Consider the following 15,488-nt stretch of genomic DNA (forward strand, 5'->3'; position numbering starts at 1 on the left):
CACAGGTTCATCGTCGCGTCTGACTGACTGAAGACCTTTTTGAAATCCCTGCCAGGACGCCATCCATCGCGTCCGGCCCGAATCTGCGCGCCTGTGCGGCGCCATTTGAGTGATTGATTATGAAATTCGCAGCCATTGAAGACGCACGCCTTTTCCTTGAACAGAACCCCGATATCGACATGATCGAACTGTTCATCCTCGATGCCAACGGCGTACCGCGCGGCAAGCTGTTGCACCGTGAAGAACTGCTCGCCGTGTATGAAAGCGGCCGCCCACTGCCCAGCACTATTCTCGGTCTGACCGTACAGGGTGAAGACGTCGAAAACTCCGGTCTGGTCTGGGATGTCGGCGATATCGACTGCCGCGCCTATCCATTGGAAGGCAGTCTGGTGCGCCTGCCGTGGCGGCAGATTCCGACCGCTGCGGTGCAGGTCAGCATGCACCCCACCGAGGGCATGCCGGCGAGCATCGCCGACCCGCGCCACCTGTTGATCAAGGTGGTCGACGCGCTCAAAGCCGAGGGTTATTACCCGGTGATGGCCTGCGAACTGGAGTTCTATCTGCTCGACGCCAAACGCGATCACAACGGCCGCCCGCAACCGGCGCTGGATGCTGACGGCGGTCGACCGCGACACACCCAGGTCTACGGTTTGCGTGAACTGGAGCAGATCGAACCGTTCCTCGCCGACCTCTACGGCGCCTGCAAACTGCACGGCATTCCGGCGCGCACAGCTATCTCGGAATACGCGCCGGGTCAGGTAGAAATCACCCTCGAACATGGCGATGCGCTGGAGGCGATGGATCAAGCAGTGCGCTACAAGCGCCTGGTCAAAGCCGTGGCGCACAAGCACGGCATGCAAGCGACATTCATGGCCAAGCCGTTCGATGATCTGGCCGGCACCGGCATGCACATGCACGTCAGCCTCGCCGATGCCGAAGGCCGTAACCTGTTCGCCTCCGAAGACCCGGCCGGTACCCCGCTGCTGCGCACGGCGATTGGCGGGATGCTCGCGTCCTTGCTCGATTCGCTGCTGCTGTTCTGCCCGAATGCCAACTCTTATCGCCGTTTTCAGGCCAACAGCTATGCGCCACTGGCGCCGACCTGGGGCGTCGACAACCGCACCGTCAGCCTGCGCGTGCCCGGCGGCCCGGCCAATACCCGACACATCGAACACCGTATCTGCGGCGCCGACGCCAACCCGTATCTGGCGGCAGCGGCAATCCTTGCCGGCATTCATCGCGGCATTCGCGAAAACCTTGATCCGGGCGCACCGGTCGAGGGCAACGGCTATGCGCAAGCGAAGGAATTACTGCCGACCGATTGGCTGACTTCGCTGCAGGCGCTGGAAAATTCAAGTTGGGCACGGGATGCGTTGGGGCAGGAATTTCTTGGGGTTTATCTGGCGGTGAAGCGCGCTGAGTACCGGCAGTTCATGGCTGAAGTGGGTGAGCAGGATTGGCGCTGGTATCTGACTGAAGCCTGAATATTCACATCTCCCCTGTGGGAGCGAGCCTGCTCGCGAAGGCGTCGTCACATTCAACATTTGGGTGACTGACGAACCGCTTTCGCGAGCAGGCTCGCTCCCACAAGGGACCGCGTACCGAACTCGAATTTTGTGTGGACACTGACATGACCAATCGCTGCAATTCCTACTACACCGCCACCCTCAACCAGGACACCGACTACCCGACCCTGCAAGGCCGGCACAAAGTCGATGTGGTGATCATCGGCGGCGGTTTCACCGGCGTCGCCACCGCTGTCGAACTCGCCGAAAAAGGCCTGAAAGTCGCCATCGTCGAGAGCAACAAAATCGGTTGGGGCGCCACCGGGCGCAATGGCGGCCAGGTCACCGGCAGCCTCTCTGGCGATGGCGCGATGCGCAAACAGATGCGCCCGAAACTGGGTGATGAGGTCGACGATTTCATCTGGCATCTGCGCTGGCGCGGGCACGAGATCATCAAACAGCGCGTCGAGAAATACGGCATCGCCTGTGACCTCAAACACGGTCACCTGCACGCCGCCTACAAACCCAGCCACATGACCGATCTGCGCAGCGATTACGAAGAAGCCGTGCGACGCGGACTGGGTGATGAAGTCAGCCTGCTCGACCGCAGCCAAGTACGCGACCTGCTGCAAAGTGACCTCTACCACGGCGCGATCAAGAACACCCGCAACATGCACCTGCACCCGCTCAACCTGTGCATCGGCGAAGCGCGAGCGGCGGAAAGTCTGGGTGCGCTGATCTTCGAAAACAGCGAAGTGCTGGAGATCATTCACGGCGATACGCCCGGCGTCAGAACCGCCCACGGCCAGATCGACGCCAATCAGGTAATGCTCGCCGGCGACGTCTATCACAAACTCGAACCGGGCCAGCTCAAGGGCAAGATTTTTCCGGCCATGGGCGGCATCGTCACCACGGCCCCGCTCGGCGATCTGGCGCGGCAGATCAACCCTGAAGATCTAGCGGTGTACGACTGCCGTTTCGTCCTCGATTACTACCGCCTCACCGCCGACGGCCGCTTGTTGTTCGGCGGCGGCGCCAACTACAGCGGCAAGGACTCGCGGGACATCGCCGCCGAACTGCGCCCGTGCATCGAGCAGACTTTTCCGGCGCTCAAAGGCGTGCAGATCGACTACCAGTGGAGCTGCGCGATGGGCATCGTGATCAACCGCATCCCGCAACTGGGCAAGCTTTCGGACAATGTCTGGTACTGCCAGGGTTACTCCGGGCACGGCATCGCCTCGACCCACATCATGGGCGAAATCATGAGTCGGGCGATCACCGGGCAGATGGAGCAGTTCGATACGTTTGCGGCGTGCCAGCACATTCGCGTGCCGATGGGGGATTTGCTGGGCAATCCGTTACTGGCGGCGGGGATGTGGTACTACCAGATGCTTGAAAAGTTGCGTTGACTGGACTGACCCCATCGCGAGCAGGCTCACTCCTACAAGGGGAATGCATTCCAACTGTAGGAGTGAGCCTGCTCGCGATGAGACCCTAAGCCGCTATACAAATCTCAGTCAGGCAACTGCTCCACCTCAATCCCCAACCGTTGATAATCCTCGACACTCCCCGACGCCAGGTGCCGCTCGGTAATCAACGTATGCACCCGCGTGCACGGCGCCACCACAAACGGCTCCACCGCGCCCAACTTGTCCGCCGTGGTCACCGCGATCACCTGCGCGGCGCTCTCGAACAATGCCTGCTTCACCGGCACCTCATCGAAATACAGCGAACTCAACCCCACCTCCGGATGAATCGCACACACCCCGGTAAACAGCAGATCAGCCTTGATGCTTTGCAGCAGGCGCACGGTCTCGTGGCCGCTGACCGACATCGTCGCCAGGTTCAACTGCCCGCCCGCCAGGATTACCTTGATGCCCTTGTATTCGGCGAGGGTGATGGCGGTCATCGGCGAGGTGGTCACCGCTGTGATCTTGATATCCGCCGGCAACGAACGCGCGATCTGCAACGTGGTAGTGCCGGAATCGAACAGCACGATCTGGCCATCCTTCACCCGTCCGGCGGCGAGTTGCGCCAAGCGGGTTTTCACCTCGTCGGTCTCACTGATGCGGGTGAAGTAATCCTTGCCGGTGTCTTTCGGCCTCGGCAACGCACCGCCGTGTACCCGCTGCACCAGGCCGGCGTTATCCAGCTCGGCGAGGTCGCGGCGGATGGTGTCCTCGGACACGGCGAAATGCTGGCTCAACTCGGAGGCCATGACCTTGCCGTCACGCTCAAGAATCAGGAGGATTTTCTGCCGGCGCAGGGAGGGAAGTTCGGTGACCGAATGATCGTGCATGGATCTGCCTGTTTATGCTTGTAGTTGCAGGTTTTCGCCGAGACTAGCGAAAGCCTCGGGTAAACACAAATCGGCGGATATCAATTGTTTCGATCATTGGAATCACAAAGCCGAATTTTTCCTTTGCATTCAGCCTGTTCAGAATGGCCCCACTCTCAACAGGCTCAGGATGACCACCTTATGAATCTCAATTTCGCGTTTGCTTGCATGATCGTCGTGTCGTTCGCGATCGCTTTGGGCCACGCCTGAGGCGTCAGGCCGATACCACCCGCGCCTTACGCACAAACAGCGCGTGGGCCTTCTCCCAGAAGTTGCCGCCCAGCACAAAGAAACTGCCAACGAACATCAGATCCCCAAGCAATTGCAGCTGCCACAGATTGGGCCGCAACCCCGGCCAGAAGTTATCGAAATACGGTTCCAGAAACGAGACAAGCAACGGCAGGCAAAACATCACCACGCCGATCCTGTGCCGCAGCGGCCCGACCTCGTCGACCGGTGTCGGAATCATCCCCGAGACATACCCGCCGATCTTGCGCTTGAGTTCGGCGAATCCGGCCTTGCCCATCACCGCGATCACCAGCAGCAACAGCACTTTGTTACTGATAAACAGCACACCGGTCAGCGCCGCCACTTTCGAGCCGGGCACATCGAGGGCGGCGGCCAGTGGCAACATCAGCCACGAACCGAGCATCAGGCAGATGATCGCCACACCGACCTTGAAGCGCCAGTTGGCGGTGGTGGTCGGCGTTACCGGATCTTGGGCAGTGTCCATGGTTTCGTACCTGTTTTGGCGGGATGCCGTGCCTGAAAAGCGTAGCAGCAGATTCGCCCGAACAACCTGCAATTCGCGGTCTATGCTCCAGTGATATTGGCGATTGGGGACACACGCAATGCCTGCACCGACAGCCCTGCTGACGCGGCCCGGTCACCTGTTGTTGCTCGGCGCGCTGAGCTTCAGCGGCTGTGTGCGTCTGGGGCCGGATTTCCAGCCGCCGGCCGAAGCCTGGAGCAAGCAATGGAACAGCGCAGCGCTGGAGCAGGCCAGCGAACGTGCGGCCCAGCCAGACCTGCGCCAGTGGTGGCAGGTGTTCGCCGACCCGGTGCTGGATCGCCTGATTGCCGAAGCGGATGCACATAACAGCAGCCTGAAAATCGCCGGCCTGCGGGTGCTCGAAGCCCGCGCCCAACTGGGCATCGCCGAAAGCGGCCGCTACCCGCAACTGCAACAGGTCGGGGTCGACAGCCTCTACATCGACCGCCACCAGTCCGGCGGCAGCAACCCGCAGGATCTGCACTTCTGGCAACACAGCGCCGCGTTCGATATCGGTTGGGAGCTGGATTTCTGGGGGCGCTTCAGTCGCGCCATCGAATCGTCCGATGCCAGCTACTTCGCCGCTCAGGCCAACTACGAAGACGCCCTTGTACTGCTGCGCGCGCAAGTCGCCGACACCTATTTTTCCCTGCGCACCACCGAAGCACGACTGCGCGTCGCCCGGGAAAACGCCGTCCAGCAAAAACGCAATTTCGAGATCACCGAAAAGCTTTTCACCAGCGGCCAGAGCGCCGAACTCGACCTGCAACAGGCGAAAACCCAATACCTCGGCACGCTGAGCAGCATTCCGGCATTCGAAGACCAATTGCTGCGCACGCGCAATGCGCTGGCGGTGCTCGTCGGCCAGCCGCCCGGTGGCGCGGCGATGCTGGCCGAACAAACCGGGCTGATTCCTTTGCTGGATCGCGCCGTGCTGCAAGACGTCCCGGCCAACCTGCTGCTGCGCCGCCCGGACGTGCGCGCGGCGGAGCTGAATGTCGCCGCGCAATCGGCGCTGGTCGGTGTTGCCGAGACTGATCTGTACCCGTCGCTGACCTTGCTCGGCAGCATCGTCTGGTCGACTGATTCCCTCGGCGCTACCCCACGCAGCCTCGACTTGATCGGTGGCCCGAGCCTGCGCTGGAACATCTTCGATTACGGCCGCATCCGCAATAACGTGCGGGTGCAGGACGCACGCTTGCAGCAACTGATCGAAGCCTATCGCGACAAGGTTCGGCAAGCCGCGCGCGAGGCTGACGACGCCGCCAGTGGCTTGAGCAAGGCGCTGGAACGCGAACGCATTTTACGTGAGGCCGAAGGTGCCGCACGGCGTTCGCTGGTGCTGGCCAACACGCAATACCGCGAAGGTTATTCGGACTTCCAGAGGGTGCTCGACGCCCAGCGTGCGTTGCTGGAATTGCAGGACAACTATCTGGTCAGCCGCAGCAACGCCGTGAGCAATCTGATCGCTCTGTACAAATCCCTCGGAGGCGGCTGGCAGAGCAACGCGCCGCAGATCGACGAGCCGACCCGACAACAGATGCAACAACGCACCGATTGGGGCGATTTGCTCACCGCGCCACCCGCCCAACCGGCGTATCCCCTTCCATCGCAGGAAAGCCGCCATGACTGAAAACACGACGCCCGCTCCTGCCCCTGTCCAGCCCGACGCAGCGAAAAAAGGCATCCGCTGGGTGCTACTGCTGATCGTACTGAGCCTGGCCTGGTATCTGCTCGCCGACCGCTACACGCCCTACACCCAGCAGGCGCGGGTCGGTGCGTTCGTGATTCCGGTGGCGGCGGAAGTCGCGGGTCGGGTAATCCGGGTTAACGTGCGCAACAACCAGGATGTGAAAGCGGGCGACACCCTCTTCGAACTTGATCCACAGCCGTTGCAAATCGCCGTCGATCGAGCAAAAGCCGATCTGGAATCGACCCGTCGGCAGGTCGGCGCCAGCACCGCCGGAATCGCCTCGGCACAGGCTTCCTTAAGGGCCGCACAAGCCAACGAACTCAAGGCACGACAGGACAATCAGCGCCTCGAGGGTTTGTACAAACAAGATCCCGGCACGGTCTCCGTTCGCCTTCTTGAGGTGTCGCGAGCAAACCGTGAACAAGCGGTCGCCCAAGTTGCCGCCGCCCGCGCCGAAGTGCAACGGGCGCAGGAACAGGAAGGTGGCAATACCGACACCAACGCGCAGTTACGCAGCGCCGCCTCGGCACTGGCCAAAGCCGAGCTGGATCTGGCCAACACCCGCATCGGCGCACGCTCGGCCGGGTTGATTACCGACCTGCGCACTGACGTCGGCCAGTTCACCGCCGCCGGCAGCCCGCTGATGACCCTGATAGCGATCCACGACGTATGGATCAGCGCTGACCTGACCGAAAACAACCTCGGCCGCGTGCAACCTGGAACCCCGGTGGCCATCGTCCTTGACGCACTGCCCGGCGAAGTCCTCGACGGCCGGGTGCGCAGCGTCGGCTATGGCGTCAGTGTCGGCCAGACGCCGGCGCCCGGCACCCTGCCGAGCATCCAGAACAGCCGCGACTGGCTGCGTCCGGCGCAACGTTTTCCGGTGATCATCGAATTCACTGAAGAGGCGAAAAAACGCCTGATCGACAGCCGCGCCATCCGTGCCGGCGGTCAGGCGGAAGTCATGGCCTTCCCCAGCGAAGGCAATCCGCTCAACCCGTTGGGGCGCTTGTTTGTCGGGCTGATGAGCTGGCTGTCGTATGCCTACTGAGCGCAGCGTCCCGGCGCAACGGGCCTTGCGCCTGGCGTTCGGCACCGCGCTGTGTACCGCCGCCAGTTATGCGCTAGCGCTTCCGCTGGCGTTTATTTCGCCCGTGCTGGCGGTGTTGTTGCTGGCCAGTCTGCCAAGGCCATTACCGCTCAAAGGCGCGATAGTGTTGGCACTGGTTGCCGCGCTGACAACGAGCATCGGCCTGCTGCTGGTGCCGTTGCTGCGCTATTACCCGGTGAGTGGTGTGTTGTTGATTGGGCTCGGTTTGTTTGTGGTGTTTCGCTTTGGCCTGCGCGGCGGTAACCCGTTGATCGTGACCTTTCTGGTGATCGGCATGACCATGATTTCTGCCGCCGGATTTGCCGAATTCGATCTGGCGATGGCGGTGATCGGCGCCCTCGTCAAAGGCTTGTTGCTGGCGGTCGCGGTAGTGGGCATCAGCCATACACTGTTTCCAGAACGGCCCGACAGCCCTGTCCCACCGAAACCGCCCGCCTTACCCGCCGATGAAGTCCCGCGTGTGGCACTGCGCGCCACCCTGATCGTCATGCCGACATTCTTGCTGGCCCTGAGCGACCCGGCCAGTTACCTGCCGATCATCCTCAAAGCCGTCAGCCTCGGCCAGCAAACCTCCACGCCCAACACCCATCACGCCGGGCGCGAACTGCTCGGCTCGACCCTGCTCGGAGGCTTGCTGGCCGTGCTGCTCTGGTGTGGCTTGAGCCTGTTCGTGCATGTGTGGATGTTCTTTCTGTGGACGCTGCTGTTCGGGCTGTGGCTGGCGCGCAAACTCTATCGCCTCAGCCCGACAACCTTCAGCCCCGGCTTCTGGCTGAACACCCTGGTGACGATGATCATCCTGCTCGGCCAATCGGTGCAGGACAGCGCCGCGGGCAAAGACGTCTACAGCGCGTTCGCCGTGCGCATGGGTCTGTTCATTCTGGTCACGCTCTACAGCGCGTTGATGATGCGCCTGCTCGAAGCGCACAAACCCAGCCGTCAAGGCGTGACCTGATAGCCGCGCCCTTGCAGACACCCGGTGTAAGCACTGGAACTGGCTGCTGCATCAGTCTTGCTCTGCGCACGTCGATCCTGACGCTGTCGCGCACCACCCACCACCGCGCCGACGGCAGCCGATTGCCCGGCGCGGTTCTGCCGGTAATCCTGCTTGCGATCATCGTCGACCGCATCATAAAACTCGTCGTGCTGGCGACCGCGCACCTCAGCCGCTGTTGCACCGGCCGCAGCACCGACGGCAGCGCCCCTCAGGCGACCACCGGTTTGCGGGGTTGAAGTGGTGGAACTGGCGGCGACCGAATGGCAGTCGTTCATGTCGATCTGGGTTTGTTGCGAAGTCTGGCCCTTTAGCGGGACGATGGTTTGCGCATTGGCTTGCGTGGCGCAAAGAGCGGCGATCAAGAGAGCGGTGGACGACAAACGATTCATGATTACCTCCGGCGGGGCCTGGGGTTGGCTGTGATGCGGGGTAATCAAATAGTGTAGTTCACCAGTGGCAAACTCATTTAAGTGGTGAAGGAGCAAACTCCCTCACCGCGACGGATGATGTGTAATCAGGACTCTTCCCGCACCCGCCGCACCTGCACCAACAACGCCGGCGCAAAATGCAGCAGCACCATCCGCGCCAAGTGGTGAGTGAGGATAAACACCACATTCAGCCCACCCCCAAACGCGACAATCGCAATCGTCTCGATCGCCCCCGGCATGTACGCCAGCCACAGAGACAGCGGATCGCTGCCCAACCATCGCGCCGCCCCTTCGGCAAATGCCGCCGCCACCACGATCATCAACCCGACCGACACCAGCGCCGTACGACCATGCAGCCCCAATTCCTTGAGGCCCAAACCCTGGAACCGCGATCCAATCCGTACGCCGAGCACCAGGGCTGCCAGATTCAAACTCCAGTCCGGCATGTGAAAGCCCTGCAGCCATCCCGACTTCACGAACACCGCAGTCAGCAGAATCGCCGTCAGCATGAACGGCGCCGGCACGCCGATTACCAGCAGCAATCGACCGAGCACGACGCTCAAGCCGATTACCGAGAAAACCGTCAACGCCATGCCGGTGGTCAACGGATCGCTATCAACAGCAGCAACCGACACCTGCCCCGGAATCAAAAAGCTCACCAACACCGTGATCAACAGCAACCGCATCAGGTGCACGATGATTACCTTGCTCGACGCCTTCTCCGACTCAAGCAAATCAAACACCGCCGCCAAAGCCCCCGGATACACCGCCAGCAGTGCATCCGTGCGATTCCACCCTGCCCCGCGCGTCAGCCACCATCCGGCAAGGGCAATCTGCACCGTCAAGCACAGCAGCAACACGCCAAGGCTCGGCAACATCGTCGACGCCGTCGCACCGTCCCACGCTTCGAACATCAGCCCGGTGGCGATGCCCAGCGTGACCTGGATGTAGCCCAAACCATAAGGTGTCGCGGGTGCAAAACCGGATTTAGTGACGACCAATGCCGTGACAAGGATCGACCCCAGCAGCAACCCATGAGGCACACCGAGGGACTGCAACACGGCGCCAAAACCGGCGGCGATCAACAAACATAGAATGGATTTCATATTCGCCTTCCTGGCTATTCAACTGACCCGACACGATCCCGTGTAGGAGCTGCCGCAGGCTGCGATCTTTTGACTTTGAATCTAAAAAACAAGATCAAAAGATCGTCCGATCGCGGCCCGAGACTTCGGCAGCTCCTACAGGGGCGTGTCCATTTTTATGAGCGCAACCGACCGATTGCGCGACGGTATTTTTCGACTCGTTCCAGATCCTCCCAACTCGGCGAGGCGATCCGCGACAGGTCGCTGTTCTCTTCCAGATCCGCCAGTTTCACGACCCGGCCGATCGGGTTTTGCGCCGCGCGCTCGACGAAATCCTCATAGGACTCGCCCGGCACTTTGGTCACCGAGGCAATGGCCGTCAGCACCTCTTCGCTGAAGCCCTCTTTGCGCAAGTCATTCAGGCTGATATCGCAATCCTCGACCACGTCGTGCAGCACCGCGACGATGCGTTCCTCCAGCGTGGTCATGCGCAGCATCACCTTCAGCGGATGCAGAATGTACGGCGCCCCGCCCTTGTCCACCTGCCCCGCGTGCGCAGTGGCGGCGATGGCGGCGATGGCGATTGCGCGTTCCAGTGTTTGCGTCATGGAAGTCTCCGAATGCGCGAAACGGATGTGCCATTGCGGCTACAGATTTCAATCATGGGCAATATTCCAATCCTTGGGGCGCTAGATGTGTCCGATTGTTTCTCAGTCTACGCGAACAGCGCAAATCAAAAACCTGATTGAACCTCCTTCCCCTGCGCTATCTCGAAACCATAAGCGCCCACTCATTGATCAGAACCGGCGCCATTGAAGAGGAAAGCCCGATGAACATTCGATTCCTGCTTCTGATCGCCACTTTCAGCGTCATCCCCACCTGCGTCATGGCCGAAGGCTGCGACGTCGAAACCCGCTCCTCCAGCGCCTCCGTGCCCACCGTCTCCAGCCACAGTTGCTACGAATATGAGGGTGTGCCCGTCAATTCCATCGACTGGTCGTGCAGCAACGAAAGCAAAGACATGGTCAACGCCGTCAAGAAAAAGGTCCAACAGTGCGATGACCATTACCAGGCCACCTGCATCGCCACGCTCACCCAGGAATCCCTGGCCAACCCGCACTCCACCAGCAAGGACAAAAACGCCAAAGCGTTGAATATTCCTGATGGTGCGCAGGTGACTACTTATTACTACGGTGCGGAGAATCTGGGGCAGGCGAAGATTGATTGCGAAAGTGGGGGTGGGGATTGGAAGGCGAAGTAACGGCTGTTTAGCGCACATAAAAAGGGACACCGCTGGGTGTCCCTTTTTAAATATCGATGCAATCACCGTGGCGAGGGAGCTTGCTCCCGCTGGGCTGCGAAGCGGCCCTTGTACCAAACATACAAAGCCATGACTTGAGATCGACCGAATTTGAAGTCTGAAAAACTCGTAGGAAAACACCCCTTGTGGCGAGGGGATTCATCCCAGATGGGCTGCGAAGCGGCCCCAACCCGGCGAGTTCATTTCTCCAGACACCCCGCACGCCCCGGATTACGACGACTGCGTCGCCGATCGGGGATAAATCCCCTCGCCACAGTGTATTTCCGCCACCACACTTGTTTATTGCCTAAACTCGACAACCCCGGCAGTAACCAGTCGCCAATATCGGCCACGGGGCATTATCAAAAATTCGCCGGCGTATTCGCACTAATAATCTCAGCCTCATCCGCCCCGATATTCCGGAACTTATGCGGCAGCGTGGTCGGAAAGTAATACCCATCCCCCGCATTCAAAACACTCACCGAGCCATCCACGGTCAACTCAACAGTCCCGCGCGTCACCAACCCACACTCCTCACCTTCCGAATGCACAATCGGCTCTTCCCCGGAGCTCGCGCCCGGTGCGTATTGCTCGCGCAGCAAGCGCATCTGCCGGCTCGGCACGGAGGCGCCGATCAGCAGCAGGCGCAGGCCATGGCGGCCAAGATCCGGTTGTTCGTTGGCGCGGAAGACGTATTGGTGTTCGCGTGGCGGCTGGTCGAAGGTGAAGAAGTCGGCCAGGGACATCGGGATGCCTTCGAGCAGCTTTTTCAGGGAGCTGACGGAGGGGCTGACGCGATTCTGTTCGATCAGGGAGATGGTGGCATTGGTCACGCCGCTACGCCGGGCCAGCTCGCGCTGGGAGAGTTTGTAGCTTTCGCGTACTAGTTTGAGTCGAGAACCCGTATCCATGACTGCCTTATGTTGAGGTACTTAAGGGTAATGGGGGTGGGTGGCGGGTGACGCGCCGGGGCGCGGATCACGTTGCTCCCGTGTCCCGGAACCGTGAAAGGCGGCTATTAAATCACGTTTGATGGTGTAGCTCAGCAGGTTCGATGGATGGTGGGGGAAAAGTCTTTCCTGCCTTGGTAGTAGAGTCACTGTGGGAGCGAGCCTGCTCGCGAAAGCGGTGTGTCAGACGACGGCGATGTTGGCTGAATGACCTCTTCGCGAGCAGGCTCGCTCCCACAGTTGGATCTCTTTTGTGTCAGTTGGCTTTGTGGAGGTTGTCAGGCCGTCATCGCTGGCAAGCCAGCTCCCACATTTTGAACATTGCTAACTTAGAGGCCGAAGCGGTCGCGTAGCGAGTAGTAGACCGCGCCGAGGGCTGTCAGCGGTGCGGAGAAGGTGCGGCCGCCGAGCATTGGCATGTGTGGGAGCGAGGCGAAGGCGTTGAAGCGTTCGGCGTCGCCGCGGATCATTTCCGAGATCAGTTTGCCAGCCAGGTGCGAGCAGGTGACGCCGTGGCCGCTGTAGCCTTGCATGTAGTAGGCGTTTTTCTCGATGCGGCCGAATTGCGGCATGCGTGACATGGTCAGCAGGAAGTTGCCGGTCCAGCGGTAGTCGATTTTCACGTCTTTGAGCTGCGGGAAGGTCTTGAGGATCTTCGGGCGGATCAGTTGTTCGATGTCGTCCGGTTCACGGGCGCCGTAGACCACGCCGCCGCCGTAGAGCAGACGGTTGTCTGCGGTGAGGCGGTAGTAATCGAGCAAGTAGTTGCAGTCTTCGACGCAGTAGTTGTTGGTGATCAGGCTGCGCGCCTGTTTTTCGGTCAACGGTTCGGTGACGACGATCTGTGAGCCGCACGGCATGCTTTTCGCGGTGACGCGGTTGTCGAGGCCTTGCGGCAGGTAGGCGTTGCCGGCGATCAGCAGGTACTTGGCGCGTACCAGGCCTTTGGCGGTGCGCACGATGTTTGGCTCGCCGTAGGTGATTTCCACGGCAGCGGATTGCTCGTAGATCTTGCCACCCAGACGCGTGATTGCGGCGGCTTCGCCGAGGGCCAGGTTCAGTGGATGTACGTGGCCGCCCTGCAGGTCGAGCAGGCCGCCGACGTAGGCGTCGGAGCCGACTTCGCGACGAATGTCCGCCGCATCGAGCATCTTCAGGTTGTGGTTGCCGTAGCGTTCCCAGTTGCGCTTCTGCTCGGCCAGGCCGTTGAGCTGCTTCTTGTTCATCGCTGCGAAGATACCGCCCGGGCGGTAGTCGCATTTGATGTCGTAGTCCTTGATGCGCGAACGGATGATGTCGGCGCCTTCGAAGATCATGCTGCCGAGGATTTCTGCGGTCTTGTCGCCGTAGCGCTCTTCGATCACATCGACGTCGCGGCTGTAGGAGTTGACCAGTTGACCGCCATTGCGACCGCTGGCGCCGTAGCCGACTTTCGCCGCTTCAAGCACGGTCACTTTATAGCCGGCCTCGCTGAGAAACAGTGCCGAGGACAGGCCGGTGTAGCCGGCGCCGATGATGCAGACATCGCAATCCACCGCTTCTTCCAGAACCGGGAAGTCGATGACTTCGTTGCGGGTGGCGGCGTAGTAGCTGTTGACGTGTTGTTGTTTCATTTTATTGTTCTCCGAGGGTCGCCCATTGAAGGCGACCACCGCTTTAGAAAAATCAGAGCTTGATCCAGGTCGCTTTCAGCTCGGTGTACTTGTCGAACGCGTGCAGCGATTTGTCGCGACCGTTACCTGATTGTTTGAAGCCACCGAACGGCGCCGTCATGTCGCCGCCGTCGTATTGGTTGACCCACACGCTGCCGGCGCGCAGGCCTCGGGCGAAGGTGTGCGCCTTGCTCAGGTTGCTGGTCCAGACCCCGGCGGCGAGACCGAAGATGCTGTCGTTGGCGATTTGCAGTGCTTCTTCAGCGGTGTCGAAGGTGATCAGCGACAGGACCGGGCCGAAGATTTCTTCCTGGGCGATGGTCATGGCGTTGGTCACGCCGTCGAACAGCGCCGGCTCGACGTACAAGCCACCGGTTTCTTCGAGAGTGCGTTTGCCGCCGGCGATCAGTTCAGCGCCCTGCTCGCGACCGATGCTGATGTAGCGCAGCACGTTGTCGAGTTGGCGCTGATCGACCACGGCGCCGACAGTGGTGGCCGGGTCGAGGGCGTGACCGGGTTTCCACGCTTGCAGCGCTTCCACCAGCATCGGGATGAACTGCTCGCGAATCGAACGCTCGACCAGCAGGCGCGAACCGGCAGTGCAGACTTCGCCCTGATTGAAGGCAATGGCGCCGGCCGCCGCTTGTGCTGCCGCGCGCAAGTCCGGTGCGTCGGCGAACACCACGTTAGGGCTCTTGCCCCCTGCTTCGAGCCAGACGCGCTTCATGTTGCTTTGGCCGGCATAAATCATCAGTTGCTTGGCAATCGCCGTGGAGCCAGTGAAGGCCAGCACGTCGACGTCCATGTGCAGCGCCAATGCTTTGCCGACGGTGTGACCGAAGCCTGGCAAAACGTTGAACACGCCTTTTGGAATGCCTGCATCCAACGCCAACTGAGCGATGCGGATGGCAGTCAGCGGCGACTTTTCCGAAGGCTTGAGGATGAACGAGTTGCCCGCCGCCAGCGCCGGAGCGAATTTCCAGCTGGCCATGATCAGCGGGAAGTTCCACGGCACGATCGCGGCGACAACACCTGACGGTTCGCGAGTAACCAGACCCAGTTGGTCGTGCGGCGTGGCGGCAACTTCGTCGTAGATCTTGTCGATGGCTTCGGCGCTCCAGCGGATCGCGTTGGCGGTCGCCGGGATGTCGATGCTCATCGAGTCGCTGATCGGTTTGCCCATGTCCAGGGTTTCGAGCAGCGCCAGCTCTTCCTGGTGTTGCAGGATCAGATCGGCGAAGCGGATCAGGATGCGCTTGCGCTCGGCCGGGGCTTTTTTCGCCCACACGCCGGATTCGAAAGACTGGCGCGCGACCTCAACGGCGAGGTTGGCGTCGGCTTCGTCGGTGCTGGCCACGGAGGCGAGGAAACGGCCGTCAACGGGGCTCAGGCATTCGAAGGTGTCGCCGCTGATCGCAGGGCGGTATTCGCCGTTGATGAAGGCGCGGGATTCGATGCTCAGGGACTGGAAGCGTTGTTCCCAGTCGTTGCGGGTTGTAGTCATTGTTGTGGCTCGACAAGGGGGAATTGGGGGGGTTGTCTGGCTTGAGATGGCTGCCCTCACCCTAGCCCTCTCCCGGTGGGAGAGGGGACCGATTGGGGGATGCTCAGAATCTCCGCCGACCTGAAAAATCTTTGCCGAATCCATAATCGACTG

General features: G+C 60.9%; 14 protein-coding genes. 6 read left to right on the forward strand and 8 right to left on the reverse strand.

Features of this window, described 5'->3' with window-relative positions:
* Positions 1-119 precede the first annotated feature (119 nt).
* Positions 120-1,484, forward strand: coding sequence for a glutamine synthetase family protein (locus tag ACA043_RS17360; RefSeq protein WP_187680516.1), 1,365 nt, complete (start codon positions 120-122; stop codon positions 1,482-1,484).
* Between the two features lie 146 nt (positions 1,485-1,630).
* The gene (locus tag ACA043_RS17365; protein WP_401269423.1) at positions 1,631-2,914 is read left to right on the forward strand and encodes an NAD(P)/FAD-dependent oxidoreductase; all 1,284 of its coding nucleotides are present in this window, start codon (positions 1,631-1,633) and stop codon (positions 2,912-2,914) included.
* A 104-nt stretch (positions 2,915-3,018) separates the two neighbouring features.
* Here ACA043_RS17365 and ACA043_RS17370 read toward each other — a convergent pair whose 3' ends face one another.
* On the reverse strand, positions 3,019-3,804 hold the full coding sequence (locus ACA043_RS17370) for a DeoR/GlpR family DNA-binding transcription regulator (protein WP_497657526.1): 786 nt from the start codon (positions 3,802-3,804) through the stop codon (positions 3,019-3,021).
* A gap of 253 nt (positions 3,805-4,057) precedes the next feature.
* Entirely contained in the window at positions 4,058-4,576 is a 519-nt protein-coding gene (locus ACA043_RS17375; RefSeq protein ID WP_497657527.1) for a transporter suffix domain-containing protein, read from the reverse strand.
* 118 nt (positions 4,577-4,694) lie between these two features.
* Here ACA043_RS17375 and ACA043_RS17380 point away from each other — a divergent pair, with 118 nt between their 5' ends.
* The 3 genes from ACA043_RS17380 to ACA043_RS17390 are packed head-to-tail and all read left to right on the forward strand — an operon-like array spanning position 4,695 to position 8,374.
* Complete coding sequence (locus ACA043_RS17380) at positions 4,695-6,248, forward strand: efflux transporter outer membrane subunit (RefSeq protein WP_497614438.1); 1,554 nt, start codon at positions 4,695-4,697, stop codon at positions 6,246-6,248.
* Positions 6,241-7,359 (forward strand): HlyD family secretion protein, encoded by a 1,119-nt coding sequence (locus tag ACA043_RS17385; RefSeq protein ID WP_497657528.1) that lies wholly within the window; start codon positions 6,241-6,243, stop codon positions 7,357-7,359. Before ACA043_RS17380 ends, ACA043_RS17385 begins: the two co-directional genes overlap by 8 nt.
* Entirely contained in the window at positions 7,349-8,374 is a 1,026-nt protein-coding gene (locus ACA043_RS17390) for a DUF2955 domain-containing protein (protein WP_497657529.1), read from the forward strand. The genes ACA043_RS17385 and ACA043_RS17390 overlap by 11 nt, the downstream gene beginning before the upstream one ends.
* Here ACA043_RS17390 and ACA043_RS17395 read toward each other — a convergent pair.
* The 3 genes from ACA043_RS17395 to ACA043_RS17405 form a co-directional block, all read right to left on the reverse strand.
* The gene (locus ACA043_RS17395; RefSeq protein ID WP_497657530.1) at positions 8,359-8,805 is read right to left on the reverse strand and encodes a hypothetical protein; all 447 of its coding nucleotides are present in this window, start codon (positions 8,803-8,805) and stop codon (positions 8,359-8,361) included. The two genes, ACA043_RS17390 and ACA043_RS17395, sit on opposite strands and share 16 nt — an antisense overlap.
* Positions 8,806-8,930: 125 nt before the next feature.
* Positions 8,931-9,950, reverse strand: a complete 1,020-nt coding sequence (locus tag ACA043_RS17400; protein ID WP_497657531.1) for an AbrB family transcriptional regulator — start codon at positions 9,948-9,950, stop codon at positions 8,931-8,933.
* Positions 9,951-10,105: 155 nt separating this feature from the next.
* Positions 10,106-10,537, reverse strand: a complete 432-nt coding sequence (locus tag ACA043_RS17405) for an HD domain-containing protein (protein WP_497657532.1) — start codon at positions 10,535-10,537, stop codon at positions 10,106-10,108.
* 221 nt (positions 10,538-10,758) lie between these two features.
* On the opposite strand from ACA043_RS17405, the gene ACA043_RS17410 reads away from it, so the two are divergent.
* Positions 10,759-11,190 (forward strand): hypothetical protein, encoded by a 432-nt coding sequence (locus ACA043_RS17410; RefSeq protein ID WP_497614447.1) that lies wholly within the window; start codon positions 10,759-10,761, stop codon positions 11,188-11,190.
* A 401-nt stretch (positions 11,191-11,591) separates the two neighbouring features.
* Here ACA043_RS17410 and ACA043_RS17415 read toward each other — a convergent pair whose 3' ends face one another.
* The 3 genes from ACA043_RS17415 to ACA043_RS17425 form a co-directional block, all read right to left on the reverse strand.
* Positions 11,592-12,140, reverse strand: a complete 549-nt coding sequence (locus tag ACA043_RS17415) for a cupin domain-containing protein (protein ID WP_042558757.1) — start codon at positions 12,138-12,140, stop codon at positions 11,592-11,594.
* Positions 12,141-12,508: 368 nt separating this feature from the next.
* Positions 12,509-13,792 carry an NAD(P)/FAD-dependent oxidoreductase gene (locus tag ACA043_RS17420; protein WP_497657533.1) on the reverse strand — a complete coding sequence of 428 codons (1,284 nt, stop codon included), beginning with the start codon at positions 13,790-13,792 and terminating at the stop codon, positions 12,509-12,511.
* Positions 13,793-13,844: 52 nt separating this feature from the next.
* Positions 13,845-15,335 carry an aldehyde dehydrogenase gene (locus ACA043_RS17425; protein ID WP_497657534.1) on the reverse strand — a complete coding sequence of 497 codons (1,491 nt, stop codon included), beginning with the start codon at positions 15,333-15,335 and terminating at the stop codon, positions 13,845-13,847.
* Positions 15,336-15,488: the final 153 nt, after the last annotated feature.

It is taken from the genome of Pseudomonas sp. LBUM1648 (genome assembly GCF_059716145.1).